Origin of the sequence: Flavobacterium sp. AED, from assembly GCF_000812945.1 — a bacterium.
GTDB lineage: Bacteria > Bacteroidota > Bacteroidia > Flavobacteriales > Flavobacteriaceae > Flavobacterium.
This window is the reverse complement of the sequence record NZ_JSYM01000001.1, coordinates 753,046-779,229: the sequence shown is the minus strand read 5'-3', so window position 1 is coordinate 779,229 and position 26,184 is coordinate 753,046. Positions and strand designations below refer to the sequence as shown.

The 26,184-nt window shown below is 31.1% G+C and carries 28 protein-coding genes; 15 read left to right on the top strand and 13 right to left on the bottom strand.

The genetic code is table 11. The features are described 5' to 3' along the window. Nucleotides 1–17 precede the first annotated feature (17 nt). Complete coding sequence (locus tag OA85_RS03550; RefSeq protein ID WP_039108118.1) at nt 18–731, bottom strand: esterase family protein; 714 nt, start codon at nt 729–731, stop codon at nt 18–20. Between the two features lie 229 nt (nt 732–960). Further along, nucleotides 961–1,365 carry a hypothetical protein gene (locus tag OA85_RS03545; RefSeq protein ID WP_039109337.1) on the bottom strand — a complete coding sequence of 135 codons (405 nt, stop codon included), beginning with the start codon at nt 1,363–1,365 and terminating at the stop codon, nt 961–963. A 69-nt stretch (nt 1,366–1,434) separates the two neighbouring features. On the opposite strand from OA85_RS03545, the gene OA85_RS03540 reads away from it, so the two are divergent. Then, nucleotides 1,435–1,818: an acyl-CoA thioesterase gene (locus tag OA85_RS03540; protein ID WP_035672571.1), complete on the top strand. Its 384-nt coding sequence runs from the start codon at nt 1,435–1,437 to the stop codon at nt 1,816–1,818. Between the two features lie 19 nt (nt 1,819–1,837). Here the strand turns inward: OA85_RS03540 and OA85_RS03535 are convergent, their stop codons facing one another. The 3 genes from OA85_RS03535 to OA85_RS03525 are packed head-to-tail and all read right to left on the bottom strand — an operon-like array spanning nt 1,838 to nt 3,779. Beyond that, nucleotides 1,838–2,230 carry an ACT domain-containing protein gene (locus tag OA85_RS03535; RefSeq protein WP_039108117.1) on the bottom strand — a complete coding sequence of 131 codons (393 nt, stop codon included), beginning with the start codon at nt 2,228–2,230 and terminating at the stop codon, nt 1,838–1,840. Nucleotides 2,231–2,248: 18 nt separating this feature from the next. Then, nucleotides 2,249–3,502 (bottom strand): mechanosensitive ion channel family protein, encoded by a 1,254-nt coding sequence (locus OA85_RS03530; RefSeq protein ID WP_039108116.1) that lies wholly within the window; start codon nt 3,500–3,502, stop codon nt 2,249–2,251. After that, the gene (locus tag OA85_RS03525) at nt 3,495–3,779 is read right to left on the bottom strand and encodes a DUF3817 domain-containing protein (protein ID WP_039109336.1); all 285 of its coding nucleotides are present in this window, start codon (nt 3,777–3,779) and stop codon (nt 3,495–3,497) included. The genes OA85_RS03530 and OA85_RS03525 overlap by 8 nt, the downstream gene beginning before the upstream one ends. A gap of 148 nt (nt 3,780–3,927) precedes the next feature. On the opposite strand from OA85_RS03525, the gene OA85_RS03520 reads away from it, so the two are divergent. The 4 genes from OA85_RS03520 to OA85_RS03505 all read left to right on the top strand — a co-directional run bounded on the left by OA85_RS03520 (nt 3,928) and on the right by OA85_RS03505 (nt 9,356). Continuing rightward, entirely contained in the window at nt 3,928–4,455 is a 528-nt protein-coding gene (locus OA85_RS03520; RefSeq protein ID WP_039108115.1) for a DUF6155 family protein, read from the top strand. A gap of 108 nt (nt 4,456–4,563) precedes the next feature. After that, a complete protein-coding gene (locus tag OA85_RS03515) occupies nt 4,564–6,108 on the top strand; it encodes a DEAD/DEAH box helicase (RefSeq protein ID WP_039108114.1) in 1,545 nt (514 codons plus the stop codon). 141 nt (nt 6,109–6,249) lie between these two features. Continuing rightward, a complete protein-coding gene (locus tag OA85_RS03510; protein WP_039108113.1) occupies nt 6,250–7,587 on the top strand; it encodes a DEAD/DEAH box helicase in 1,338 nt (445 codons plus the stop codon). Between the two features lie 488 nt (nt 7,588–8,075). Further along, nucleotides 8,076–9,356, top strand: a complete 1,281-nt coding sequence (locus tag OA85_RS03505; RefSeq protein ID WP_039108112.1) for an NAD(P)/FAD-dependent oxidoreductase — start codon at nt 8,076–8,078, stop codon at nt 9,354–9,356. Nucleotides 9,357–9,369: 13 nt separating this feature from the next. Here the strand turns inward: OA85_RS03505 and OA85_RS03500 are convergent, their stop codons facing one another. Then, entirely contained in the window at nt 9,370–10,599 is a 1,230-nt protein-coding gene (locus OA85_RS03500) for a multidrug effflux MFS transporter (RefSeq protein WP_039109334.1), read from the bottom strand. 300 nt (nt 10,600–10,899) lie between these two features. Here OA85_RS03500 and OA85_RS03495 point away from each other — a divergent pair, with 300 nt between their 5' ends. From OA85_RS03495 to OA85_RS03480, 4 genes are all read left to right on the top strand, one after another. Next, entirely contained in the window at nt 10,900–11,466 is a 567-nt protein-coding gene (locus OA85_RS03495) for an RNA polymerase sigma factor (RefSeq protein ID WP_039108111.1), read from the top strand. Between the two features lie 43 nt (nt 11,467–11,509). Next, nucleotides 11,510–11,989: a hypothetical protein gene (locus OA85_RS03490; RefSeq protein WP_039108110.1), complete on the top strand. Its 480-nt coding sequence runs from the start codon at nt 11,510–11,512 to the stop codon at nt 11,987–11,989. 106 nt (nt 11,990–12,095) lie between these two features. Continuing rightward, nucleotides 12,096–12,521, top strand: a complete 426-nt coding sequence (locus OA85_RS03485) for a hypothetical protein (protein WP_039108109.1) — start codon at nt 12,096–12,098, stop codon at nt 12,519–12,521. A 73-nt stretch (nt 12,522–12,594) separates the two neighbouring features. Then, nucleotides 12,595–13,467: a hypothetical protein gene (locus tag OA85_RS03480; RefSeq protein WP_039108108.1), complete on the top strand. Its 873-nt coding sequence runs from the start codon at nt 12,595–12,597 to the stop codon at nt 13,465–13,467. A gap of 149 nt (nt 13,468–13,616) precedes the next feature. On the opposite strand, the gene OA85_RS03475 is transcribed toward OA85_RS03480, so the two are convergent. Next, nucleotides 13,617–14,354: an NUDIX domain-containing protein gene (locus tag OA85_RS03475; protein ID WP_039108107.1), complete on the bottom strand. Its 738-nt coding sequence runs from the start codon at nt 14,352–14,354 to the stop codon at nt 13,617–13,619. Nucleotides 14,355–14,826: 472 nt separating this feature from the next. On the opposite strand from OA85_RS03475, the gene OA85_RS03465 reads away from it, so the two are divergent. The 4 genes from OA85_RS03465 to fucP all read left to right on the top strand — a co-directional run bounded on the left by OA85_RS03465 (nt 14,827) and on the right by fucP (nt 19,483). Then, nucleotides 14,827–16,209, top strand: a complete 1,383-nt coding sequence (locus tag OA85_RS03465; RefSeq protein ID WP_039108105.1) for a carbohydrate porin — start codon at nt 14,827–14,829, stop codon at nt 16,207–16,209. A 46-nt stretch (nt 16,210–16,255) separates the two neighbouring features. Next, the gene (locus tag OA85_RS03460; RefSeq protein ID WP_039108104.1) at nt 16,256–17,101 is read left to right on the top strand and encodes a sugar phosphate isomerase/epimerase; all 846 of its coding nucleotides are present in this window, start codon (nt 16,256–16,258) and stop codon (nt 17,099–17,101) included. A gap of 64 nt (nt 17,102–17,165) precedes the next feature. Further along, the gene (locus tag OA85_RS03455) at nt 17,166–18,110 is read left to right on the top strand and encodes a carbohydrate kinase (RefSeq protein WP_039108103.1); all 945 of its coding nucleotides are present in this window, start codon (nt 17,166–17,168) and stop codon (nt 18,108–18,110) included. 8 nt (nt 18,111–18,118) lie between these two features. Beyond that, nucleotides 18,119–19,483 (top strand): L-fucose:H+ symporter permease, encoded by a 1,365-nt coding sequence (gene fucP, locus OA85_RS03450; protein WP_039108102.1) that lies wholly within the window; start codon nt 18,119–18,121, stop codon nt 19,481–19,483. Between the two features lie 123 nt (nt 19,484–19,606). On the opposite strand, the gene OA85_RS03445 is transcribed toward fucP, so the two are convergent. Further along, nucleotides 19,607–20,032, bottom strand: a complete 426-nt coding sequence (locus OA85_RS03445) for a hypothetical protein (protein ID WP_156129406.1) — start codon at nt 20,030–20,032, stop codon at nt 19,607–19,609. 297 nt (nt 20,033–20,329) lie between these two features. Further along, nucleotides 20,330–20,827, bottom strand: coding sequence for a DUF2911 domain-containing protein (locus tag OA85_RS03440; RefSeq protein WP_039108100.1), 498 nt, complete (start codon nt 20,825–20,827; stop codon nt 20,330–20,332). 186 nt (nt 20,828–21,013) lie between these two features. On the opposite strand from OA85_RS03440, the gene OA85_RS03435 reads away from it, so the two are divergent. Beyond that, the gene (locus OA85_RS03435) at nt 21,014–22,930 is read left to right on the top strand and encodes a DUF294 nucleotidyltransferase-like domain-containing protein (RefSeq protein WP_039108099.1); all 1,917 of its coding nucleotides are present in this window, start codon (nt 21,014–21,016) and stop codon (nt 22,928–22,930) included. A gap of 2 nt (nt 22,931–22,932) precedes the next feature. Continuing rightward, entirely contained in the window at nt 22,933–23,529 is a 597-nt protein-coding gene (locus OA85_RS03430; protein WP_039108098.1) for a PolC-type DNA polymerase III, read from the top strand. A gap of 42 nt (nt 23,530–23,571) precedes the next feature. Here OA85_RS03430 and OA85_RS03425 read toward each other — a convergent pair whose 3' ends face one another. The 4 genes from OA85_RS03425 to OA85_RS03410 all read right to left on the bottom strand — a co-directional run bounded on the left by OA85_RS03425 (nt 23,572) and on the right by OA85_RS03410 (nt 26,172). Then, nucleotides 23,572–24,063: a 4'-phosphopantetheinyl transferase superfamily protein gene (locus OA85_RS03425; protein WP_039108097.1), complete on the bottom strand. Its 492-nt coding sequence runs from the start codon at nt 24,061–24,063 to the stop codon at nt 23,572–23,574. Further along, entirely contained in the window at nt 24,060–24,314 is a 255-nt protein-coding gene (locus OA85_RS03420; RefSeq protein WP_039108096.1) for an acyl carrier protein, read from the bottom strand. Before OA85_RS03420 ends, OA85_RS03425 begins: the two co-directional genes overlap by 4 nt. A gap of 106 nt (nt 24,315–24,420) precedes the next feature. Then, entirely contained in the window at nt 24,421–25,689 is a 1,269-nt protein-coding gene (locus OA85_RS03415; protein WP_039108095.1) for a beta-ketoacyl synthase, read from the bottom strand. Nucleotides 25,690–25,743: 54 nt separating this feature from the next. Further along, nucleotides 25,744–26,172, bottom strand: coding sequence for a 3-hydroxyacyl-ACP dehydratase FabZ family protein (locus OA85_RS03410; RefSeq protein WP_039108094.1), 429 nt, complete (start codon nt 26,170–26,172; stop codon nt 25,744–25,746). Nucleotides 26,173–26,184: the final 12 nt, after the last annotated feature.

Here is a 26,184-nt window from a genome sequence, read left to right as displayed (position 1 = left end):
TCCCTTTGGTGGTAGGGCTAGAAAAATTTAATTCTTGATAAATAATGAGGAAACATTTCTTGCCAAACAGGCCAATCGTGTTTTCGCTCCTGACGAATATCCAGCCAGTGATGTATGTTTCTGTCACTTAAAACTTTACTTAATTTTAGATTTGCATCAAAACAAATGTCCCAATTTGAAGTTCCAAGAACGATATCCATATTCCACAATTCATGGTCATCGAGTCCGTATAAATAATCTTCAGGACTGTTATAAAAAACATCATCATTATGAAAACCATCCAAAAAACTCTTGATATTATAAGCACCACTCATGGAAAACATATGACTCACATAACCCGGATGTCGAAAAGCAAAATTAGCGGCATGATACCCGCCAAAACTGCAACCCGCAACAACAACTTTACCGGAAGAAGTATTATTTTTTACTTTTTCAACGATTTCATGACAAATCATTTTGTCATATCTAACGTGATTTTCTATGCGATGTACAGGATGAATTTGTTTATTGTAAAAACTGTCTTTATCGATACTGTCTGGACAAAATATTTGGATTAAACCTTGTTCAATATACCATTTTGCAGAATCAATCAATCCCATATCTTTATTTTCATGGAAACTGCCCATGGAAGTAGGAAATAAGATTACAGGATATCCCGCATGTCCAAAAACCAGCATTTCAATATCTCTACCCAGATTGGGTGAATGCCATTTGAAATATTCTTCCTTCATAACTTTATTTTTAACAATTATAATGAAAAAATCCAAGCGAATAGCATAAATAATTTTACTTAACTAATATTTATTATAAAAAACATTGCGATTATTAAATCATAATTAAATTGTAATATTTACATCAATAAGCGTCTATTTTTTAAATTATAGACAACAAATTAAGTCGATTTAACATATCGCAATTTCTAAATAGTGCCTTTGAATGAACTCCAAAAAATAAATCGGATTATATGTTTTGATTAATCTCAAAGAATTGGACTTGACTTTTTAATCTTTCGATAAGCATACTCATCATCCTTTTGTTGATATTAGAGGAATTTTTTATGTAATCAGCATATTCATCCGCTGTAAATAATGCGATTATCATTCCTTTTAAGGCATTTCTAAACTTGATGTCTTTTTGAATAGCATTTTCTATAACCGATAATTTTTTTTCGGTAGTATAACCATAAAAATCAGCTTTATTTTTTGCTACATAATTAATGAATGAAGCTATAAATAAATCATTTTGCAATTTCAAAATTGGCCTAAGCACTTCATTTTGAAATGATTCTTCTGTTGAAGATTGGATCGTTACAGAACCTATTGTTTGTCCTCGGAATTCTTTTAAAAAAGTATCGCGTTCGTTCATGGTTTTTTCTTTAAAAATAAAGAAAATAGCCATAAGAAAAGTTTATTTTTGCAGATATAAAGAAAAATTATGAGATTTCACACTAGAAAATGGGTAAAACCAGAAGATTTAAACCCAAACGGAACCTTATTTGGAGGTAAATTATTAGCTTGGATTGATGAAGAATTGGCTTTGTACACCATTATTCAATTAGAAAACACAAGAATTGTCACTAAACATATGTCTGAAATCAACTTTAGAAGTTCAGCAAAACAAGGCGATATTATAGAAATTGGTATTGATGTTGTAAAATTTGGAAATTCTTCACTTACGCTAAAATGTGAAGCTCGAAATATGATGACACGAGAAACAATTATCACAATTGACCATACTACAATGGTAAGTTTGGGCGCTGATGGAAAACCAAAAGCACACGGGAAAACAGAAATTGAATTTGTAAAGGATCGTTTGTAATTAGGGTAGATTTTCGCTTTTAATTTGAAAATCGATTAAGGATTTCCATTGCTTTATCAGTGTCTTTTTTATCTACAAAAATATGATCGTGATAAAAAGCGGCTATCACATTACAACTAATCCCTTCCTGTGAAAGGGCACTAGAAAAAGCTGCGGTTAATCCCACAGCTTCCAGAGAAGAATGAACCGTTAAAGTAATCCAAGAAGCAATAAAAGAATATTCTAGTTTTAGACTATCGGCAAATTCCTTCTTGATTACTATTGTGGTGCCTTCCTGCTCTTTGAATGTCATAATGATATCGTTAAGATTTAGATTTGTCAAATCATGAATCACACAAAAAACATATTCTCCTGAAATATGTTCTGGTTTCATTGTTTTAAGTAACTTTTCTAAGTCTTTTTCTCCGCTCATTTATATTCCTTAATATTTTTAATTTGTTGTACTTTCATTGATTCCTTCAAAAATCTCTAAATCGAAATATTTTACGGAAGCAATGATATGATCAAATATATCAGACATGATGTATTCATAATTTTCAAATCGTTTGTCATGCGAAAAGGCATAAACTTCAAGAGGAACACCATGAGAAGTAGATTGCAATTGACGACAAAGCATTAACATGTCTTTATTTAATCCCGGATAATGATGAAGATATTGGGTAATGTATTTTCTAAACAGGCCTAAATTTGTCAAATTCCGACCATTGATAGCCAATGATTTATCGATTTTATTACTAGAATTAAAAGTATCAATTTCTAATTTTCTAGTATCAATATAATCTGAAATCAGTTGAATTTTTTTTAATTCGTTTAATTCGGCTTCTTCTAAAAATCGAATACTGCTTGTTTTAATAAGAATGTGTCTTTTTATACGTCTCCCATCAGAATTAAGCATGCCTCGCCAGTTTTGAAACGAATCAGAACTCAAACTGTACGTAGGAATAGTGGTAGTGGTATTATCGAAATTTCGAACTTTTACAGTAGCCAGATTAATTTCAATTACAACTCCATCAGCTCCAAATTTATCCATCGTAATCCAATCGCCAATACGAACCATATCATTTATAGATACCTGGACACTAGATACAAACCCTAAAATTGTATCTCTGAAAATCAAAATAATTACAGCTGAAACCGCTCCTAAAATGGTCAACAGTTCTTTTTGATCGATATCAAATAGCTTCGAAATTATAACTGTGATTCCAACCATCCAAAGCACAATCATAATAACCTGAATAAAGCTATCAATAGGTTTATCACTGTATCTTGGTTTTAACTTTAAATAGTCTCTTAATGCATTGAAGATAGTTCGTATAATCCACAGCACTAGCATTACAATATAGATTCCTACCAATTTACCAAAAACACCTTCCCAGTATTCAAAACGATCTAAAATTATAGGAACTGATTTGTAAATAAACAATAGCGGAATTAAATGGGCGATGTATTTTGCCGTTTTGTTAGTTACCAATAAATCATCAAACTTAGTTTTTGTTCTCTTGGCAACAACGATCATCAAGGTAACCAAAATAAGTCTGAAAAGTATGTATATACCATAAGCTATTGCACATAGTAAGGCAATATTAATAATCAAACTTAGATAGCTTGAAAAACTACTCCCAAATCCTATTTTCCGTAATATAGGATATAGAAAAGTGAATATTTTTTCTATGAATTTATACATTTTTCAAGTATTTCTTTTCCATGTAAAAAGTACCAAGAGGAATTATTGATGCAAGACCGATAATTCCAAATTTTTTAAAGTCCCAATTTTCTTTAAATTTCAATAGCACTGCTAATATAATGTAGGTAATAAATAACACTCCGTGAGCCATTCCTATTGGAAATAAAAGTGTTTTGTATAGCACTAAATTGGTAGGTTTTACAATAAGCATATTTGAAAATAAAACCAAATAGGAAACTCCTTCGAGAATGGCAACAATCTTAAAAAATTTGAGCATAAAAATTAAATTTGAGGTATAAAAGTAAAAAATAAAGAGCCAAAGAAACGTTCTTAATGCTTTATTTATGGCAAAATTAAGTATTATCATTGATTTTGGAAGCATTCATTCCTAAAGTAATTTACTTTTGTATTCTTAAACTTTGATAATGAGCAAACGCGATTTAAAAAAATACTTAGCTGAACTTAATAAGGAACAACTCGAAGAACAGATTATCGAATTGTACGAGAAATTTAGTCCCGTAAAAGTCTATTATAATTTTGTTTTCAATCCAAAGGAAGAAACGCTTTTGCAGGAATGCAAACTCAAAATTTCAAATGAATATTACCCTTTAAAAAAAGCAGGAAGACGAAGCAAACCAAAAATGAGGCGTTCCGTTGCCCAAAAATACATCAAGCATTTCACGCTCTTGGGAGTAGACCCTTTCATAATTGCTGATGTAATGCTTTATAATATTGAAATTGCACAAACATTCTCCTCGGAGCATATTATAAAACAAGACTTATTTTTCAAAAGTATGTTCAATTCTTTCGAACAAGCAGTCATTTTCTTGATTGCTAATGGAATTCTTAATGACTTCAAAACAAGAATAATAGCCATTCATAACGAAACTATTAAGCAAAAATGGTACAATGAACCCGAATTCAATGCAGTTATAGAACGATTTGAATATTAAAGGATGCTGCATAATTCAATTTTATTTAATCAATCGTTTTTTTTTTAATTAAAATTGACAATTAAACTGTTTTTTAGGCGTATTTTTGCAAAAATCCAACAATAAGCAATGTCCCAAAACACTTTAGAAATAGAAATCGAAGACAAAAAAGAACTTTATGCATATCAAAAAGGCGACATTGACGCCATTTTTGAACGCATAGATAATGCACCGCCACAACATCATTTATTATACCAATTGCCTACTGGTGGTGGGAAAACAGTAGTGTTTTCTGAAATTGTACGTCGTTATTTATCACAACATGATAAAAAGGTGGTTGTTTTAACCCACCGAATTGAGTTGTGTAAGCAAACTTCAAAAATGTTGAAGGGTTTTGATGTGAAAAACAAAATCATCAACAGTAAAGTAAAAGAACTTCCGGATCAAAACGATTATTCTTGTTTTGTTGCCATGGTGGAAACTTTAAAAAACAGAATCAATGACGAAAAATTACATTTAGATAATGTAGGATTGGTAATCATCGATGAGGCGCATTACAACTCTTTCAGAAAATTATTAAGTTCATTCAAAAATGCCTTTATATTAGGAGTTACCGCAACGCCTTTAAGTTCGAATATTAAATTGCCAATGCATGAAAGCTACGATGAATTAATCGTAGGAGACACTATTAGTTCTTTGATTGCAAATGGTTTTTTGGCCAAAGCAGTAACCTATAGCTATGATGTAGGTTTGACCTCATTAAAAGTAGGTATTAATGGGGATTATACCGTTAAATCATCGGATGATTTATATACGAATATGGCCATGCAAGAAAAATTATTGCATGCTTATACAGAAAAATCTCTAGGCAAGAAAACCTTGATTTTCAACAATGGTATCAATACCTCTTTATATGTATATGAAACTTTTAGAGAAGCCGGTTATGCGATTCGTCACTTGGACAATACTAGTAATAACGAAGAAAGAAAAGATATTTTACATTGGTTTAAGCATACACCTGATGCTATTTTAACATCGGTTGGAATTCTTACCACCGGTTTTGATGAGCCTACTGTAGAAACAATAATTTTAAATAGAGCGACAAAATCGTTGACATTATATTATCAAATGATTGGTCGAGGTTCTAGAAAACTGCCTAATAAAGATACTTTTAACGTTATCGATTTAGGAAATAATGCAGCACGATTTGGACTATGGAGTGAGCCGGTAAACTGGCAACATATCTTTAAATCACCAGAGTTTTACCTGGAAAATTTACGTGACGATACGGAAATTGAGTTGTATTTCAAATACAATATGCCACCTGATGTACGCGAAAAATTCAGCAAAACAGAAGTGGTAACTTTTGATGTCGATGAAGAACATAAACTCATCATTAAACAAAATTTACGCTCAAAAGAAGTGCTGGAAAAATCGTTGGACCAGCATGCTGCCATGTGTGTTGATAATTCGGAGACTTTGCAAGAAGCTAAAGCATTAGGAAAACTGTTAGATGACGATATTGATTGTCGCATCAAACGCTATTCTAAATGTTTGAGCCAATGTAGTAAAAATTACCGCGAGTGGCTTGTTGATGATTACAAATTAAAACTGGTTTTGTTAACTGGAAAAAAATATCGTGAGAAAATCATGAACGAACCTGACGAAGATTAATATTTTCTTTTCAAGGAGCTAATCCCGCTGTACACTATATCTGTTGTGGCGAACCCCGCCACAACAGGATGTCGTTTCCATCAGGGCTAAAAATTACCGTTTACAAAATAACTTTTTTATAAAATTATAAAATTCAAAAAAATGCCAAAGCAATTCTCTGATTTAGGAATTTCAACTCCCATATTAAAAGCAATAAATGAATTGAAATTTACTGTCCCAACAGAAATTCAACAAAAAACAATTCCGTTGCTTTTATCAAATACAACGGATCTGGTTGGACTTGCTAAAACGGGTACTGGAAAAACAGCGGCTTTTGGATTACCCATTTTACAATTAATAGATACCAATTTATCTGTTATACAAGCAGTAATTCTTGTACCAACAAGAGAATTAGGACAACAAATCTTTAAGAATTTAGAATCTTTTGCTAAATTCCTTCCCGAAGTTTCTATTGCAGCAACTTGTGGAGGAATTCCAATCAAACCACAAATAGAACGACTTACATTGCCTACACATATTGTGGTGGCAACACCTGGACGTTTAATAGATTTGATTCAGCGCAAAGCTATAAACTTAAAAGAAACCAGATTCCTCGTGCTTGATGAAGCCGATGAAATGGTTACCATATTAAAAGAAGGTTTAGACGAAATCATCGCCGAATTACCTGCAACTCACAATACTTTTTTATTTTCGGCAACAATGCCAGGAACCATAAAACAACTGATTCAAAACTACTTAAACAAAAACATAGTTCAAGTTAGTGCTAATATGGAAACAGTAGGAAATCAAGGCATTGACCACGAATATATTGTGGTGGATCCCATAGAAAAACTAGATGTTTTGATGCATTTCTTAAATACAAAAGAAGGAGAACGTGGAATTATTTTTTGTAAAACGAAAGCCGCTGTCAATAAATTAGCTAAAAACTTAGCCATCAACCGGTTTTCATCAGGAGCATTACACGGAAGTTTATCACAAGGAATTCGAGACAGAATCATGGAGCAATTCCGTGAAGGACATATCAATATATTAGTCGCCACTGATTTAGCAGCAAGAGGAATTGACGTAAAGGAAATATCTTATGTTGTTAATTATCATTTACCGGACGTTTACGAAGCTTATGTTCATCGTAGCGGAAGAACCGCAAGAGCAGGAGCAAAGGGACTTTCTTTGACGGTTTTACAACCAGAAGAAGTGACGGAAATTGCTGATTTCGAAAAAGAATTAGGAATTAAATTTAGTCAGTTCAAAAAACCAACTGTTGCCAGCATCGAAGAAAACAACACCTTATTGTGGGCCAAACAAATTTTCAAAACAAAGCCCAACCACGATGTTGCACCAGAATTAAAAGAAAAAATAAAAACGGTTTTTCATCATTTGACTAAAGATGAATTAATTGAAAAATTATTGGCAAATTATATTCTTCAAAATAAAAATGAGCCTTTAGAAAAACCCGTTAAAAAACTTAAAAAGAAGTAAAAAATTCTTTTCTATATACATTTACAAAACCATTGCATTACTTTTTAAAGTAATGCAATGGTTTTTTTTTGTAAAAAATCTATATTTAAAATTGGATAAACAATACAATGATTTTCTTATCGGTAGAACATGTAGATCAATTCTGGAAAAACCTTTTAAATCTATATCGCTCGACCCAATTAAAAAAAGAGAAAACTAATAAAAATTGACTACGGAAATGAATTAATATGCACCACTCAATTTTATAGTACATTAGAGAATTTTGTGTTTAAATAAAAAAGGATACTTCTGCTTAACAAAAACAAAACAGACACTATCAAGCTTTTCAACGCTATCGTTTTCGTTGAGAATAAAATAAAAAAACCCCGAAAACACTAGTAAAATCGCTGCTTTTTTAACCCATTTTTAATACTTATTATTCGAGTCTCCTCTATAATTTTTGTAATTTTATAACAATTATTTTTATAAAACTATATTAAAATCATTATATGGAAATTGTTATCATCGGAGGAGGATTTGCAGGATTAAATCTTGCTAAAGAATTAGTAAATGAAAAAGGAGTCAATGTAACGCTCGTAGACAAAAACAATTATAATTTCTTTCCACCACTTATTTATCAGGTTGCTACCGCTTTTTTAGAACCCTCCAGTATCAGTTACCCTTTCCGAAAATTTTTTTCCGGTAAAAAAAATCTGCAATTCCGTCTGGGAAATTTATTAAAAGTAAACCCTTCAGAAAATAAAATTATTCTTAACAATGGGGAATTAACATACGATTACTTAGTTTTCGCCACAGGTGCTGAAACGAGTTATTTTGGAATGGAAAACGTAAAGAAAAATGCTATTCCAATGAAAACGCTGAATGATGCCATTGTGATGCGTAATACATTGCTTAAAAATTTAGAAAAAGCTGCCATTTGCAAAGATATCCGCGAACGTAGAAAACTGTTAACCATTGTAGTTGCCGGTGGCGGTCCTACAGGTGTTGAAGTTTCAGGAATGTTTGCTGAGATGCGTAAAAATATTTTGCTAAAAGAATATCCTGAATTAAGCACTACTGCCAGTAATATCTATCTGGTTGATGGAGCCAATGCCGTATTATCGCCAATGAGTAAAGCTTCCCAGGAAGACACACTGGAAGCGCTAACAAAATTAGGCGTTGTAGTAAAATTAAATAATACGGTTACTGATTATATTGATGATACGGTGTATTTCTCTAATGGCGAAACGATTCAAACCAAAAATTTAATTTGGGCTGCAGGAGTTTCGGCAAAAGTTTTCGAAGGAATTCCAACTGAAAGTTATGGTCGCGGAAAAAGAATGGCTACCGATGCTTTTAATAAAGTTAATGGTACTGAAAATATCTTCGCTATAGGAGATACTTGTATCCAACTTACAGATGCAGATTTTCCTAATGGACATCCTCAAGTGGCACAAGTCGCTATTCAACAAGGAATAAATTTAGCAAATAACTTTAAGTCAATGAATCTAAACAAGCCATTAAAACCCTTCAAATATAACGATAAAGGATCTATGGCTATTATAGGGAAAAATAAGGCTGTAGTTGATTTACCTAAACCCAAAATGCATTTCAAAGGATTTTTTGCCTGGGTAATATGGCTATTCATTCACCTCATTTCATTGATAACGTATCGTAACAGAATAAAAACATTCTTCAATTGGATGATTGCTTATTTTGCAAAAGATCAATCTTTGCGTATGATTATCAGACCTGATAAAAAAGTAAAATCAGACGCAAAACAAGAATAGATTAAACCCTTAATTAATGAACTATTGCAATTCCTTCATCATGAGAAGTTGCAATAGTTTTTTTTATGGTTCGTTTTCCAAAAATCAAAATGATTAGTGCCAAAATTGTTGTAACGGTCATAATTATAACCATAGGTAACATAGAATCTTTTACAAAAACCCCCACTGCAAAAGATGCCAAAGCTCCCAATCCTAACTGAATAGCGCCCATTAAAGCCGAAGCACTTCCCGCATTTCTTGAGAAAGGAGCAAGCGTAAGTCCTGCTGTATTTGGATTTGATATGCCTAAACAACCTAAGAATAAGAATAGCATAGCAATGGTTTCATATAAACCCAAAAAACCATTCATTGCCAAAATGAGGAATAAAATACTGACGATTGATTGTGTAATTAATGCACCATAAATCATTTTCTCACTGGTGAATTTTCTCAATAATAATGAATTAAGTTGACTGGCGCCTATAAAACTTAACGACATAAAAGCAAATATCCATCCGTAGGTTTTAGCATCCACTTTGAAAATATCCATGAATAGAATCGGAGAAGCAGCTACATAAGTAAACAACCCTGAGAAAGCGATAGCTCCTGTAAACGCATACGTATAAAACTGAGGCTCTTTAACAATACTGATAAAGTTTGTAATAATTGGTCTTGGTTTTAATGAAATTGAAGTGTCCGGTTTAAAAGTATTTGGTAAGCCCGTTTGAGCCGCCAAAAGAATTAAAACGCCCATACACATTAATATAAAAAAGACAGTATGCCAACCATAATCAGCTGTTATATAACCTCCAATTGTAGGTGCTAACATTGGTGAAAGCCCAACAACTAGCATCAATAAAGAGAATACTTTAGGAATATCTTTGACAGGAAATAAATCCCGAACCATAGAAACTGAAGCTACTGTTGCTGCACAACTGCCTATAGCCTGAATAAAACGTAAACCAATAAATGTATCAATATCTGTTACAAAAACACAACCTAATGATGCTACAATGTAAACTAACAATCCTATAAATAAAGGCTTTTTTCTGCCAAAACGGTCTAATAATGGCCCATAAAGTAATTGTCCTGCGGAAATCCCGATAAAATAACTCGACAATGTCATGGAAACATTAGCAACCGAAGTATTCAAGTCTTTTGCAATTCCAGCAAAACCAGGCAAATACATGTCAATTGAAAAAGGACCAAGCGCTGTTAATGACCCTAAAATTAGGATTAATTTTATATATTTTGTTTTTGTGATTGATTTATTGGTCATCAAATTGCTTTTTTTAATTTTTTGCAAAGGTAAATATTTAAGAGTTGTTTTATTGGTTGATTTTACAATTAGATTTGATAAATTTATATGGGTTAAATATTTAACTCTAAAATAATAGCATGAAGAATTTTTATTAAAAAAGATCTATGAATTGTAATTATTTTTAATTTTTGAAAAATAGTTTTAATCAGTCCAAACTTTATTCAACTTTAAGGGTCTAATAATTATAAAAAAGAAGTTTAACTACTCCTTTGGAGAAATATTAAAATTTAAATTAATTAAATATTGGCTAACGAAGCAGATTTCATAGGTAAGTTAATTAGTGATAATCAAAAAGATGAAGCTTTCAAACAATTACTTGAACTTTATCAAGTGAGGTTGTATTGGCATATCCGAAAATTAGTTGTTACTCATGAAAATGCAGATGATGTAATGCAAAATACTTTTATAAGAATATATAAAAGCTTGCCCAATTTCTCGCAACAAAGTTCTTTATATACTTGGATGCATAAAATTGCGTATAATGAATCTCTTCGTTTTTTAGAACAAAACCAAAATAAAAATCATATTTCAATAGATGATGTAAATAGAAAATATCTGGACAATTTGATAGAGGATTCTTTTTTTGAAGGAAATGAACTTCAGTTAAAATTACAAAGTATTCTTTCAGAATTACCTGAAAAACAAAGGCAAATATTTAATATGAAATATTATGATGATTTAAAATTTCGGGAAATAGCTGATATTTTGGGAATAAAGGAAGGAACATTAAAAACGTCATACTATAATTCCGTAAAACATATTGAAATGAACATTTCAAATATTGAACTTTTACCCGTAAAAGAGGTCTAATTAAAAAATAAAAATCCATATTCTAAAATTATTTACTAATATCATGGAACTAAATAAAAACGAAGATTTAAAATCGCATCAATTGAATGATGAAAAATTAACTACGATTCATAAAGAAGATTTAGGGTTAAAAATACCGGAAGATTATTTTTCACAATCTAAAAATGAAATTTTGAATACGGTTTTAAATAAAAAACAACCAAAGCTAATTCTTCTTTATAGAAAAAGAATAATATTGACAATGGCAGCTGCTATCGCTTTGTTTTTTGGTTTAAAGATTTATAACCAATATTCTTATTCAAAGATGAATCAAATTCCAATAGCTGTATCCGATACTATCCATCGACTGGAAACTGGAAATTCTCCTTTAGTATTATCAGATACTAATCCGGGATTGAAAGATGACAAATTAAATACTAAAAACATTATGCTTAAAGAGAATGATGTTTTAGTGAAATCACTATTTGTTGAAGATGCAGAAATTGATGAATATGTAGTCAACTATATGTTAGAAGACATCTAAAATTAGATTATTTTACTAAAAGTTTAAAACTTTTTTAAAAAGTTTGGGTCTAACCAAAAGAACGTTCAAAAAACAAATATATTAATATCAATAAAAAAAATTAAAGATGAAATCATTAAAAACAATTACGGCAATCGCATTTATGCTTTTTTTAGGAATTTCTAATGTTGAAGCTCAAAAAAGTACTACAATCACTACTTTTACAACTGAACAACAAAAACTAGTACAAGAACAACGTGATTTAATGACAGCTAACAGAGAAGCATTCAAAGCTTCCCTTACAGCAGAACAACAAGCTATTTTAGCTGATCCGTCTTTGAGTAAAGAACAACAACATGCAGCTTTAGTAAAGACATTTACAGAAGCTCAAAAAAATATTTTAGCTGAAAATAGAGAAAGTGCTAAAGCTCTTAAAGAAGAATTTAGAAACACACTAACTAGTGAACAACGTCAACAAATACATGCTCAAAATGGTGTGAAAATTAGTGAAGCGGCAAAAGAGTCAAGAGGCCGTAATGTAAGACGAAATTAAATTTATTTTATATTTTATAATACAAGTAAGTGGTTGAATTTTTCAATCACTTACTTTTTAATTTTATATCTAAATGAAAAAATATCCAGCCCTATTTTTATGCCTTTCAGGAGTGTTTATTTCTTTTTCTCAAGAGACATCAACTAAAGACAAACAGACAAATGATGTAATTGATAGCTTTTTTGAAAAAGATCAAATTATAGATGATGTTTTGGCTTCATTCACGAAGTATCAATTTTTATATCTTTCAGTAAATTATAATAACGATACTTATTTTTCGGGACGCGATATTGGGATCAAACAATATAATGTAAGTCCAAAAATAACCTATCTACATTCCTCAGGAATTTATGCAAACATTTCTGGGATTTACTACAGTGAGTTTGAACCAAAATGGGATTTAACCACTGCAACCTTAGGTTATGGAAAAAGTTTTGGTAAAGAAAAGACATTTAAATATTATGCATCTTATACAAGATATTTTTACAATAATGGTCTTGATAATGCTTTCAGCAATGATATTAGTTTAGGGATAGGTATTCGAAATAAGAAAAAAACTTTAGGGACACAGTTATCAGGATCCTATTTGTTTGGAAATGAGCAATCATTTCAGGTAGCTTCAACTAGTTATATTACCTTTAAACTATTAAAAACAAAAAAAACGCAGTTAGATTTGAAGCCACAAATAAGTATTATAGCTGGTGATCAAACTATTGAACTTGCTAGAAGTTACGTTCAAAACGGGCAATTAATTACAGATATTACAAAAAATAATGTTTTTGGTCTCATAAATACACAGCTAAGTTTACCTTTAGAATTTAGTGCTAATTCTTTTGATTTTCAACTAGGTTATAATATTAATTTCCCCACTCCAATAGGGGAGGAATCTAATTTGAAAAATACTAGTTATTTTAATTTTTCTATGGCATACCTGATTGATTTATAATAATTAAACGAGAAGTTTCATTAAATTAAATAGTTAGATATTTGTTGAAAAAATAATTAAAAAAAGTCGGTTCAATCTATTTATAGATTGAACCGACTTTTTTTGTTACAAATATTTTTTATTCCAAATAATCACAATCCAGGAGGTTTTTAAATATTGATTAAGTATGTTTCTTTATATATTTTTTGATAAACATCTTTACTAAACATAAAAAGTTGAGAAGGTCTTTTTGAAACTCCCACTTGTTTTTCATCCAGCTCAATTATGTATTTCTTTGTTAGCAGTTTTCTCCTAAAATTCCGATTATCGATTCCATTTCCTAGTATAGATTCATAGGTATCCTGTAATTCTTTGAAGGTAAATTTATCTGGTAAAAGTTCAAAAATGATAGGTTTGTACAATGCTTTTTCCTTTAAATCGGCATACGCTTCATTGATAATATCCCTGTGGTCAAATCCTAATTCCGGTAAATCATTCACAGGAAACCATTGCGGATTATGTTGATTATTTTCTAAAGTAACTTCTTGCGTTTTCAATAAAAAATAATAGGCTATGGTTATCGTCCGTTGATTAAAATTTTCATTTTTTGCCCAAATAACATCTTTTTCATTCATCAATCGATTTGGGTCTCCAAAAACTTTAAATTGTTTTTTATATACATTATCAAGTCCTGTCAACTCCTTCAAGACTCTAGTAGCAGTATCATCTATAGTTTCATTCTCGAACGTATGATATCCTGTTAGAACATAATCGTTAACCAGTGGTTCGTGATTTTCTTTAGATTCTAAATAACGTTTTATCAATAATACGTTTAGTGATTTTGTATTTGCGTCAAACCCAAAAACGACGCAGTCTACAGATATATTTGGAATTATTTGAGGCATCATAAGATAACAAAGAATATAATTAGTTTTTTGAAAGATTGTACGGTTTTACACAACCTTTTAATACTACAAAACTAATGATTTATTTGTAATAATATATTTAGCATAATATACTTCAATTTTAACAATAAACGTCATTATAACGTTATATTAAATACATAACAAAATAATTAATATTTATTAAAAAATCATATAATTAGACTTAAAAATGATGTAAATAAATATTTATTTGATATTTTTTATTATAAATTAAAAAAATATAATACATTTGAAAAATAATATTCAAAATGACGCTTAATATTAAAAATCGATAATATAAATTAAAAGTCCAAATTTTATGCAACAAATCAACAAGAGTATCAAATACATCAGAAGCACTAAAAAAGAAACTATTTAATAAATCTACCAAACGTTTAATCAACTTTTGAAACACTTAACAAACCTTTTTAACACTAAATTTTTTAATATACGCCTAATGCAAAAAGCAATTTTTATACTTTTTTTCTCAATAGCATCCATACAGACATATTCACAAGTCGTAATAACTAATTCAAATTTTTTATTAGGTACAACGGGTCGCATCGGAGTTGGTCTTTCTCCAAATGGCGAAGGAAATATGTGGAAACCTTTGAATCTGTCTGGTCAAGGTTCGTTAGGAGGACGCATGGAGCAGGCTGACTATATCGATATATTACCAGCGATACATTTCACTCCTAAGATTATTGGAAAAGACAGTACAAACGTGACTTTCCAGATGCGTTTAGGAATGTATTCCGCCAACGGACAGTTTGTAGGTAATGTAAGTACCCGTTCCAATAATGGTTTGACTTTTATCCTTCCCGAAGCTTATATCGAAGCAAGAAATATTATGGGAAGCAAATGGTCTGCTTGGGTAGGATCTCGTTTTCGCCGCTACGATGATATTCACATCAGTGATTATTTTTATTTTGATGATCATTCAGCGCAAGGATTTGGCGTAAGTCATAAAAATACGGAACTAACCCTGTTGATGCCAGCTTCATCTGATTCAACCGGTGTTTATCCTTATAATTATCAAGTTACCGTTGCTGGCGCAACAAATCCTGCTATTCGCCAACGCATGGTTTGGATTGGAGAACACAGTATTCACTTGAAAAATGATAATGTAATTAAACTTTTAGGTGAATTTCATTATGTTTCTGCCAACTCAAAAAATGCTTCTAAAAATTATCCATCCGATAATGGCTGGGTAGCTGGAATTAAATATAATAATCCGCTAAAAACAGCTTTACCGGGTTCTTTCAATCAGTTTTCTGTTCGATATGGTTCCGGAATTGCAAATGGAGGTGATAACGGAAACACTTTTACTTGGGCAACCTATGGTGCGCCAGATTCAGAGGGAAAATATAGTAATGCGTATTCCTTTACAATGGTGGAACATTTTCTGCTAAACCTTTCACAAAAATTCAGTATCAATGGATATGGTGTTTTTACAAAAAGTAAAGGGGGTTCTGCCAGTACAAATACTGACGAATACTTCAACGGAAATCAATTGTATAACCAAAAAACAGATTTTGTAGTGGGCTTCAGAAGTTTCTTTTATATAACAAAGTGGTTGCACTTAATTGAAGAAGTACATTATGCCGTACGAAAAGATGGAGATAATCCAGAAGCCAATATGTGGAAATTTTCTTTTGCTCCAACCATTGTACCATTAGGCAAAAAAGACCCTTGGAGTCGTCCTCACATTCGTCTTGTTTACACGCTGGCTCACTACAACGATTACGCCCGTGATCATAATTATTCTCCTTATTTACAAGTGAACCAAAAAAGTTGGGGTTCATATATTGGAGTAAAAACAGAATGGTGGTTATTTTAAAAATTAGGAATCTGTAAAATAAAAATAAATTTAAAATTATATAAATATGCCAATATTTGGAACAACAATTTTATCATTTATCCCCAAATGGAGTGCCGAAGGAGGTCGTTTTGCAATAGAAAAAACTGCGGAATATGGTTTTGATATGCTTGAAATTATTTTACCGACTTCATTAGATTTCGATGCTAAAACAACAAAGAAACTACTTGACAACAAAGGTATTTTAGGGCGTTGTACGTTGAATTTACCAGCGAACTGTCACATTCCTTTATATCCAGACCAAGCCACATCGCTTATAAAATCAGCTGTTGATAAAGTGGCTGAAATGGATGGTGATTTTTTAGGAGGTGTATTGCATTCTTCCATTGGAACATTTACAGGAAATCCTTGTACAAAAGAAGAAAAGACAATCCTTCAACAAGTATTTACCGAAGTCGCAGATTATGCCAACAAGCGCAACATCACAATTGCTCCCGAACCAATTAATCGGTACGAAAGCTATGTATTTACAGCTGCAGATGAAGTTTTAGATCTGATTGAAGCTATTGGAACAAATAATATTGGATTGCATCTAGATACTTTTCATATGAATATTGAAGAAAGGAATTTTTATGACCCCATTATTCGTGCAGGAAACAAATTGAAACACGTACATATAACCGAAAGCGATCGTGGTATGACTGGCGAAGGCAACGTACATTGGGATGATTTTTTTAAAGCTTTGGCAGTAATTAACTATCAAGGTCCATTAGTTCTTGAAAATTTTTCTTCACAAATTAAAGAACTAGTAGGTCCAACTTCTTTGTGGAGACCTTCAAAATACAATTCGGAAGATCTTGCTAAAGGCAGCCTTGAATTTATGAGAAAAATGGTCGATAAATGGTATCCTTAATCATTAAATAATACCCAAATTAATTACCTAAATATATTGTTTTACACAAAAAATCGCAAAAAAAATGAAAAAAAAATTAAACGGTGTTTGTTTTGGAGAAATCCTTTTTGATGTATTTCTTGAACACAAAAAAATTGGCGGAGCACCACTAAATGTAGCTTCAAGACTAAATTCGCTAGGAGGGGAGGTTTCCGTTATCAGTGGAGTAGGGAAAGATACGAACGGGAAAGAGTTAATAGATTATTTAAGTCTTTCGGGTATTAACACCGATGCCGTTCAAGTAAAGAATACTTATCCAACAGGTTTAGTCAACGTTATTTTGAATGAAAAAGGAAATGCTTCGTATGATATCAATTATCCATCAGCATGGGACAAAATTGAAAGTTCAAACGAGAATATTTCAATAGTTGAAGCAGCAGACTTTTTTGTTTATGGAAGTTTATCTTCTAGAGATTCGGTTTCCAGAAATACGCTGGAACAACTTTTAGCTGTTGCGAAATATAAAATATTTGATGTAAATTTAAGAGTGCCGCATTATACCAAGAAAAATGTTTTGGATTTATTGCATGCAGCTGATTTTATAAAGTTTAATGATGATGAGTTAAATGAAATTTGCGAGGATTTAAATTCAAATAAAAAGTCATTAGAGCAAAATATTAAATTTATTGCAAAGGAAACCAACACTGATACGGTCTGTGTTACTTTAGGATCTCATGGAGCAGTATTATATTGTAATGACACTTTTTATCATAATTGTGGCTTCAAAGTAAATGTAGTCGATACTGTGGGTTCTGGAGATTCTTTTTTAGCTTCATTAATCATAATGTTGCTCAATGGAGAAGACCCTCAATATGCAATTAATTTTGCTAGTGCTGTAGGCGCTATTGTCGCTCAAAACGAAGGTGCCAATCCAGTAATTCTGCAATCAGAAATAGAGGATTTTTTATGTGGTTTTGAACACACTAATTCTGATGTAAAAAAATCAAACACATTTCAAACAATTAATTAAACTTAACCATGAATCAATTCAAAAAAATTCCCATAGTCAGCAAAGAATTAGTCTTTCAATTTATCATAATAACCATATTATTTGCCCTTTGGGGAATAGCAAATGAATTAACAGCTCCGATGGTATCTACTTTTAAAAAGGTAATGCCTGAACTCTCCAATTTGCAGGCATCATTTGTTCAAATGGCGTTCTATTTTGGTTACTTTTTTATGGCTTTTCCAGCTGCACTTTTTATTAGAAAATACAGTTACAAATCAGGAATTATATTAGGCCTTATTTTATATGCAACTGGAGCCTTTTTGTTTTATCCTGCAGCTCATTATCAAAATTATACTTTTTTTCTTGTTTCACTTTGGGTAATTACTTGTGGTTTGGCCTTTTTGGAGACAACATCAAATCCTTTGATTTTATTCTTAGGCAACAACGAAACGGCAACACAACGTTTAAATTTAGCTCAAGCATTCAATCCAATTGGAGCTATAACAGGATTAGTGTTGGCACAGCAATTGGTTATTGGAAGCATAAAATCAAATAGTTATACGCCGGAAACATTCAAAGCCTTATCTTCAGGTGAATTAGCATCTATTAGAGAACATGATTTAAATATTATTAGCATTCCTTATATCGGATTAGGAATTTTTGTATTAGCCATTTTGATTATTATCATCTTTACTAAAATGCCAAAAACGGTTCATGAAGAAAAAATGTCTATATCTGAATCATTCAAAAAATTATTAGCTAACAAAAATTATAAAAATGGAGTAATTGCGCAAGCATTTTACGTAGGTGCACAAATATTATGTTGGACTTTTATGTACCAATATGTTGATAATATCAATCATACATTTGGACTACATATAACTGCAACAAACTACAATATTGGAGCAATGTTATTATTTTTATCAGGAAGATGGATAGGTACAGCTATGATGAAAAATATAAATCCTTCAAAAATGCTAATATATTTTGGTGTTGGAGGAATGATTTGTGTATCTGGAGCAATACTATTACAAGGAATACCTGGATTGATTTCATTAATTTCAGTATCAATTTTCATGTCAATTATGTTTCCTACAATCTATGGGATTGCTTTAAAAGATATGGGAGATGAAGCTAAAATTGGATCTTCAGGTTTGGTTATGGCAATTGTAGGTGGAGCATTAATGCCATTATTGCAAGCAAGTATATTAGATTGGGGAGGACCTGGGTTTTCAGATTTGAAAATTTTTGGATTTATTCCTGAAGTAAATTTTTCGTTTATTTTACCTTTAATCTGTTTGGCTGTTGTTACTTTATATGGTTATAGCACTTATAAATCATCTAAAAAGAGTGTAATTGAAAAGGCTAACGTAATTGTAGACGCAGTAGTTTAATTAGAATTTTTCATTATAAAAGAAACGAACAGTTAATGATATTGTTCGTTTCTTTTAAAATTAAAAACTGTAGACAAAGCACTTAAATTTATTCGAAAAATTATAATAATTATTTATTAGCTTTTATTTTACGGATTTGGGTGTCGAATAAATCCTAAAAAGCTCAGACATTAAAAAAGTCGAAGCCTCAGAGTATGCTGTAGTCATTGATTCATCCCATAGGTCAACATCTTTATTAAAGGACTTCATTAAATCAGCATTATTAATAGGAATAGCCAAATAATAAACATTACTCCACATTTTAGAAGTTGCTATAAGAATTAAACCAGCAGAAACACCATCTTTCTCACGAACTAAAGATTTGAATTTAAAATCATATAAGGGAGTAGGATAGCTTGTAACGTCATCAATGCGATAGCCTCTTTTTACATCAAGACCAGAAGATATTTGAATTTTATAACCTTTAGTCATATAATTATATTCCTCTAAAGTAGTTCCATCTGGTTTATCTTGAGCATAACAAAAAGCGGTAAGCATAATAAGTAACAAGGTAATTTTTTTCATAATGATTTTTTTGTAGGTTAAATATTTATAAAATTATTTCAAAGATAATGCCAAAATTTAACTTATTCACAATTTTTCAAGTACCACAAGTAATAAATTTTTCTAAAGAACTTCTTTTTAGTGACATTTTTATAGGTTAAGATTATACCCACAAAATTGCATTATAATTTATATTATGTAAAATAGAATTTTAATAAAGCATCTAAAGCTAACAATTGCTATTAAATAAAAAAAGCATTAACTTTCAGTAATGCTTTTTTTATTATAATACTTTAGAACAAATTATTTAACTGAAAATGGTATGTTCCAATTTTCCCAGCTTAAAACAATGTTATCTTTATTTATTGTGTAAACTAATTTCTCAGCTGTTGCATTTGCAACTTTTTGTTTTACTGTAACTCTTAGTTGATCTTCTTTATCTTTATAAGCTCCCCATTGTTTAGCTTCTTTATTAAAAATGATAACACATTCTTTTTCATTTGGTATAACAAAAAAAGAATATTTCCCTGCAGGTAATTTTGATCCTTCAATAGTAAGTTCTTTATCAGTTTCAAAAGTGGTTGCTTCATTTGCTCCAGCACGCCAAACCTCATTAAATGGCACTAATCCACCCCAAATTTGTCTTCCCTTAACTGAAGGACTGCTATAATTTATACTAATTGTAGCACCATTAATTTTCCCTGTTGCAACAGCCGCCGGGCTTGCTTTCTCTTGAGCATTTAAAAAATTAACAAACAATAATGCAAAGGCTAAAAAGGGTATTTTTTTAAGTAATCTCATGATTTAAAATGTTTTAGTTATGATTACAAACTTAAAATAACTTTATTTAATTTATATAAATTCTTACTAATTTTAAGAAAAAAATAAGGATTGTATAATTTATTTGTTTTACTACATCATTGACAGTATTATAATTGTTTAATTTATTATTTTTACAAACAATACTTTATTTATTTGCCAAAAAATATGAATACAATTGCTGAGCACATTGCTGATTTTTTAAAGGAATATCCACCATTTAATCACTTGACTTTTCAAGAATTATCTGAAATTGCTACAAGTATTCGCGTGGTAAATTTAGAAAAACATAAAGTATTGTTTCAAATTAATGATGTTTTACACGATAGCTTTTACGTTGTAGCTTCGGGAGTTATCAATTTATCAGTTATAGCTGATGCTGAAGAAACATTATTAAACAAATGTCATGAAGGAGATATTTTTGGTTTACGTCCGTTTTTTGCCAAAAACAACTATATGATGACTGCTAAAGCCAGAGAAGAAAGTATTATTTACGCCATACCTATAGCTACTTTCCGTCCTTTTGTCGCTAATAATTCTGAAGTTTTGAACTTTTTATTAGAGAGTTTTGCTACTAATACACGAAATCCAAAAGACAAAGAAAATCTAAACGGAAAACTTATTTCTGACAATGTTTTCTATTCAGATCAGCAATCAGAAATGCAATACTTTCAGTCTTTATCGTATAACAATTCCCCTTTAATTACAACAAAAAACACTATTGTTCAGGATGTTGCACAACTCATGACTGAAACCTTAATGAACAATATTATTGTATGCGATAACACAATTCCTGTTGGTATTGTTACTGATACTGATATGCGTTCAAAAATTGCTACTGGTCGATTTCCAATAACAATTTCAGTAGATAAAATAATGTCTTCCCCTGTCATAACAGTTTTAGAAAATGTTTCTCTTGCAGAAGCACAATTACTGATGTTAAAGCACAATGTCACTCATTTATGCGTTACACAAGACGGGACTAATCAGTCTTCAATAAAAGGGATTATTTCCGAAAGAGATTTAATTGTTGCACAAGCCAGTAATCCCGGTGTATTAATAAAAGAAATAAAACGTTCTCAGGCTCCCAAAGATTTAAAACAAATACGGGAGCGCCTTTCAGATCTTATTCAAAATTCAATTCATAAAAATATTCCTCTTTCTCATGTAAATAATATTGCCAGCGAAATTAATATGGCAATAATTAAACGTTCTGTCGAATTATCTATTTTAGATTTAGGCTCCCCTCCTGCTCGTTTTGCTTGGTTAAGTATTGGTAGTCAGGGACGAAAAGAACAACTATTATTAACAGATCAGGATAGTATTTTAATTTTTGAAGATGTCACGCCGGATAAATATAGAGATGTGAAAGATTATTTTCTTAAATTAGGAAAAAAAACAACCGCAACTCTGGAAAAAGTAGGTTATGAATTATGTCCTAATGGACACATGGGAAGCAATATGCTTTGGTGTAAATCCCTGACTGACTGGACAAAACAATACAACAGCTGGATGAATACTCCAGGTGAAAACAGTAATGATTTAAGCAGTATATTTTTTGATTATGAAATTGCTTTTGGAGAACAAAAAATCGAAGAAGCTATTGGTAATATTGTTTTCAAAAATGCACAAAACAACACACTGTTTTTTGATTTCTTAGGAAATGATGCGCTAAAGAAAAATTCTCCTTTAAGTTTTTTCAAAAAATTCATAGTTGAAGAGGAAGGTCCTAATAAAGATAAATTTGATATAAAGACGCGTGCATTAATGCCACTGATAGATGGAGCCCGTTTGTTTATTCTAAACTTCAATGTAAAAGGAATTAACAATACCTACTTACGATTCAAACAATTAGCGATTACTGATGCCAAAAATGCAGAGATTTATCTTAATTGTGCAGAAGCCTTTTTGACATTATCAAAATTCAGAGCATTAGAGGGTTTAAAAAATGACAATTCGGGTCAGTTTATAAATTTGAACGAATTATCAAAAATTGATAAAGAGAAATTGAAAAATGCTTTTGCTCCAATGAAAGAATTGGAAGAGTTAATTAAAAGTAAATTTCAACTTACACAATTTTCATAACTATGCTAGACTGGCTTAAAAATATTAATAAAGAACACCCTGAATTTTGGAAAACGTATGTTTCAAAATTTGAAAAAAAATCGAACCGTTTTGTTATTTTATCAACTGAAACATCAGGCTTAAACCCCGTTAAAGATGTTATATTGTCAATTGGTTCTTTTGCGGTAGTCAATAATAGTATCATTATTGGAGATAGTTTTGAAACTGTTTTATTGCAATATAAATTTTTGCACGATAACGGACTTTCAAATGAATTTATAGTTGAAAGTAAAATGAAAAAGCTTGGAGAATCTGAAGCTATACAGTCTTTAATAGATTTTATAGGAAACGCTGTTTTAGTGGGACATCATATCGATTTTGATGTAGAAATGATTAACGCAGCCCTTGAAAGATTAGATTGCAGCCGATTAAAAAATGAAGCTTTAGATGTTGATGTAATGTATCGAAAACTTCAAGATATTAATGATCGACAATTTTCTCTGGACGAATTATGTGATATTTATAAAATTCCAAAAAGTGACAGAAATTCATCTTCTGAGGATGCATACAAAATTGCTTTACTTTTTTTAAAATTAAAATCTAGATTGGGGATAAAGTAATTGATTCCCAGATTCAGTAATTGAAATCTTTAAAAGATCTAATTAGCAGAACAACTTTATACCTTTCCAAAAACGCCCATGATGACTAATCGAAACTGGATTGGCTTTTTGGGTTTGACTATCAATTATAAAAGGAATTCCATTTATTTTACTGATTTCAACTTCCAAATTTAAAGCCTTAATTGCATTAAAATATTCTTTTTTTGCAACTGCAATAGAGTGAATAAATTCCTCTGAAATAATTGTTTGTGTGAAATACGTATTTCCATTACAAGTAACTGTCCCCAAAGTTTCATTCTCATAATGACACTCTAATTGTAAAGGTAAATATGCTCGGATTCCTGATTCTCTATTGTAGATTTTGTAAGCCGCTTCCTTTCTTGACCATAAATTCCAAACCAGTACTTCAGGATTTATAGCATTCGAAATTAATAATTGCTCATTTTGAGTGAAGATTTTATCTAAAAAGCCTTTCCGTTTCCAGTTGCTTTCTTTTCGTGCTAAAGCCAAATCTACAATATCATTGCCAATCACTTTTCAGCTAGTTTAGTTTCAATTATCGTCATAGCTGCTTTTAAATCAAGCATTTTTTCCATGGATTCATTATCAATTATAAGATTAAATTCTTCTTCAATATCTAAAATCACGTCAACTAAATTAGCGGAATTGATTTTTAAATCGTTAATAAAATCTGTGTTCTCCGTAAGATTATCAAAAGCCTCTTGATTTTGAACATAAGGCTTAATAATATTTTTTAATTTCTCAATTATTTCTTGTTTATCCATAGTTTGTTTATTTTTAATTAGGGTAATTTCTAAATAGGTTTTATAAAATTAACACTTATATTTTCGGTTTCGGCTCCCTTCCCTTTGGGAAGGGCTGGGGATGGGATTAATATCTTTTAAAAATTACACAACCGTTCACATCTCCAAAACCAAAACTGGCTTTGGCAATAATATTTATCTCTTTTTCAATCAATCGTATCGGAATTCTTGATTCGTCAATTAGTGACGTAATTTCGGAATTCAAATCTTCACAATTGATATTGGGAAAAACAAATCCTTCTTTTAATTGCAATACTGAGGCAACACTTTCTATACTTCCCGCTGCTGACAAACAATGTCCTACCATTGATTTCAAGGAGTTTATATAGGGGAAATCTTTTCCTTTTCTGTCCAAAGCTTCACTCCAATTCTGAATCTCTAAACTATCTTTGGATGTGGCTGTCAAATGACCGTTTATAGCGTCAATGTCATTAGCTGAAATTCCAGCACTTTCAATAGCCTTTTTAATACATTTTTGAACGGCTCTCGGATTTGGAGCAGTCATACTTCCTAATCCGCGTTGACCTCCAGAATTTATATTTCCTCCCAAAATTTCTGCGTAGATTTTAGCACCTCGAGCCAATGCACTTTCTAAATCTTCCAAGACTAAAGCCCCTGCTCCACTTCCCGGAACAAATCCAGAAGCACTCTCACTCATAGGTCTTGAGCCTTGTTCCGGACTTTTATTATGTTTGAATGTACAGACTTTCATAGCGTCAAATCCTCCCCAAATATAGGGTCCAGAATCACTTGTACTTCCTGCTAAAATGCGTTTTGCCTGTCCTGATTTTATCCGCTCATAGGCCATAAGAATACTTTCGGTTCCTGTTGTACATGCCGAAGAATTGGTAGTGACTTGATTTCCTAATCCTAATTTTCCTCCTAAATAAGCACTCACACCGCTATTCATCGTTTGTGCCACAGCTGTACTTCCTAATCTTCGGGTTTGAAAATCATCAATTTTATAAATACTTTCACGAAATTTATCAATTCCGGAAGTTCCTGTTCCAAAAATAGTTCCGCTATCCCAATCCGGTTCTTCATTAATTTCTAATGATAAACCCGCATCTTTCCAAGCATCAATTCCTGCAATTACACCATATAAAATTCCCGTTGAATTGAAATTTCTTAACTCTAATTCCGAAAAATACTGCAATGCTAATTCAGTGGAAATTTCAGGTTTTCCAGCAATCTGACAAGAAAACTGCAGTCTTTCTAATTCAGAATCATGTTTAATTCCCGAAATTCCATTTTTTATGGCATGAGTAAAAGCGTCAAGTCCTACTCCATTTGGAGCAACAACACCAAGTCCTGTAATTACGACACGTTTTTCCATTTATGCTGAATTTATTTCAGTTTCTGCTGATTTTTTTTAATCTAATTTTCAATCTTAAACTATCATTCCTGCTATGGTTCCCATACAAACGTCTTTTCCTTTTTCATTTATCATTTTCACTTTACATTTTAATTTTCCAAATCTAAAATATATTTTTTCTGAAATCACTATTACTTTTTCATTTGGGAAAACAGGTTTCAAAAATTCTATTTCTACTGATGTTAAAGCAATTGAAGTAGTTTTATTTAATGTATCATTTAACAAAAAAATACCCAAACAAACTAACCCTATTTGTGCCATAACTTCGGTTAAAATCACCCCTGGGGTTACTGGATTGTCTTTAAAATGACCTTTATAAAAATCTAACGTTTCATCAAATGTATAAGAACCTTCAACTCCATTTTCATTGACATTGATTATTTCATCAACAAACAGAAAAGGTTTAGAATAGGGTAATTTTGATATGATTTCTTCTTTTCTCATAGTTTTTTATTC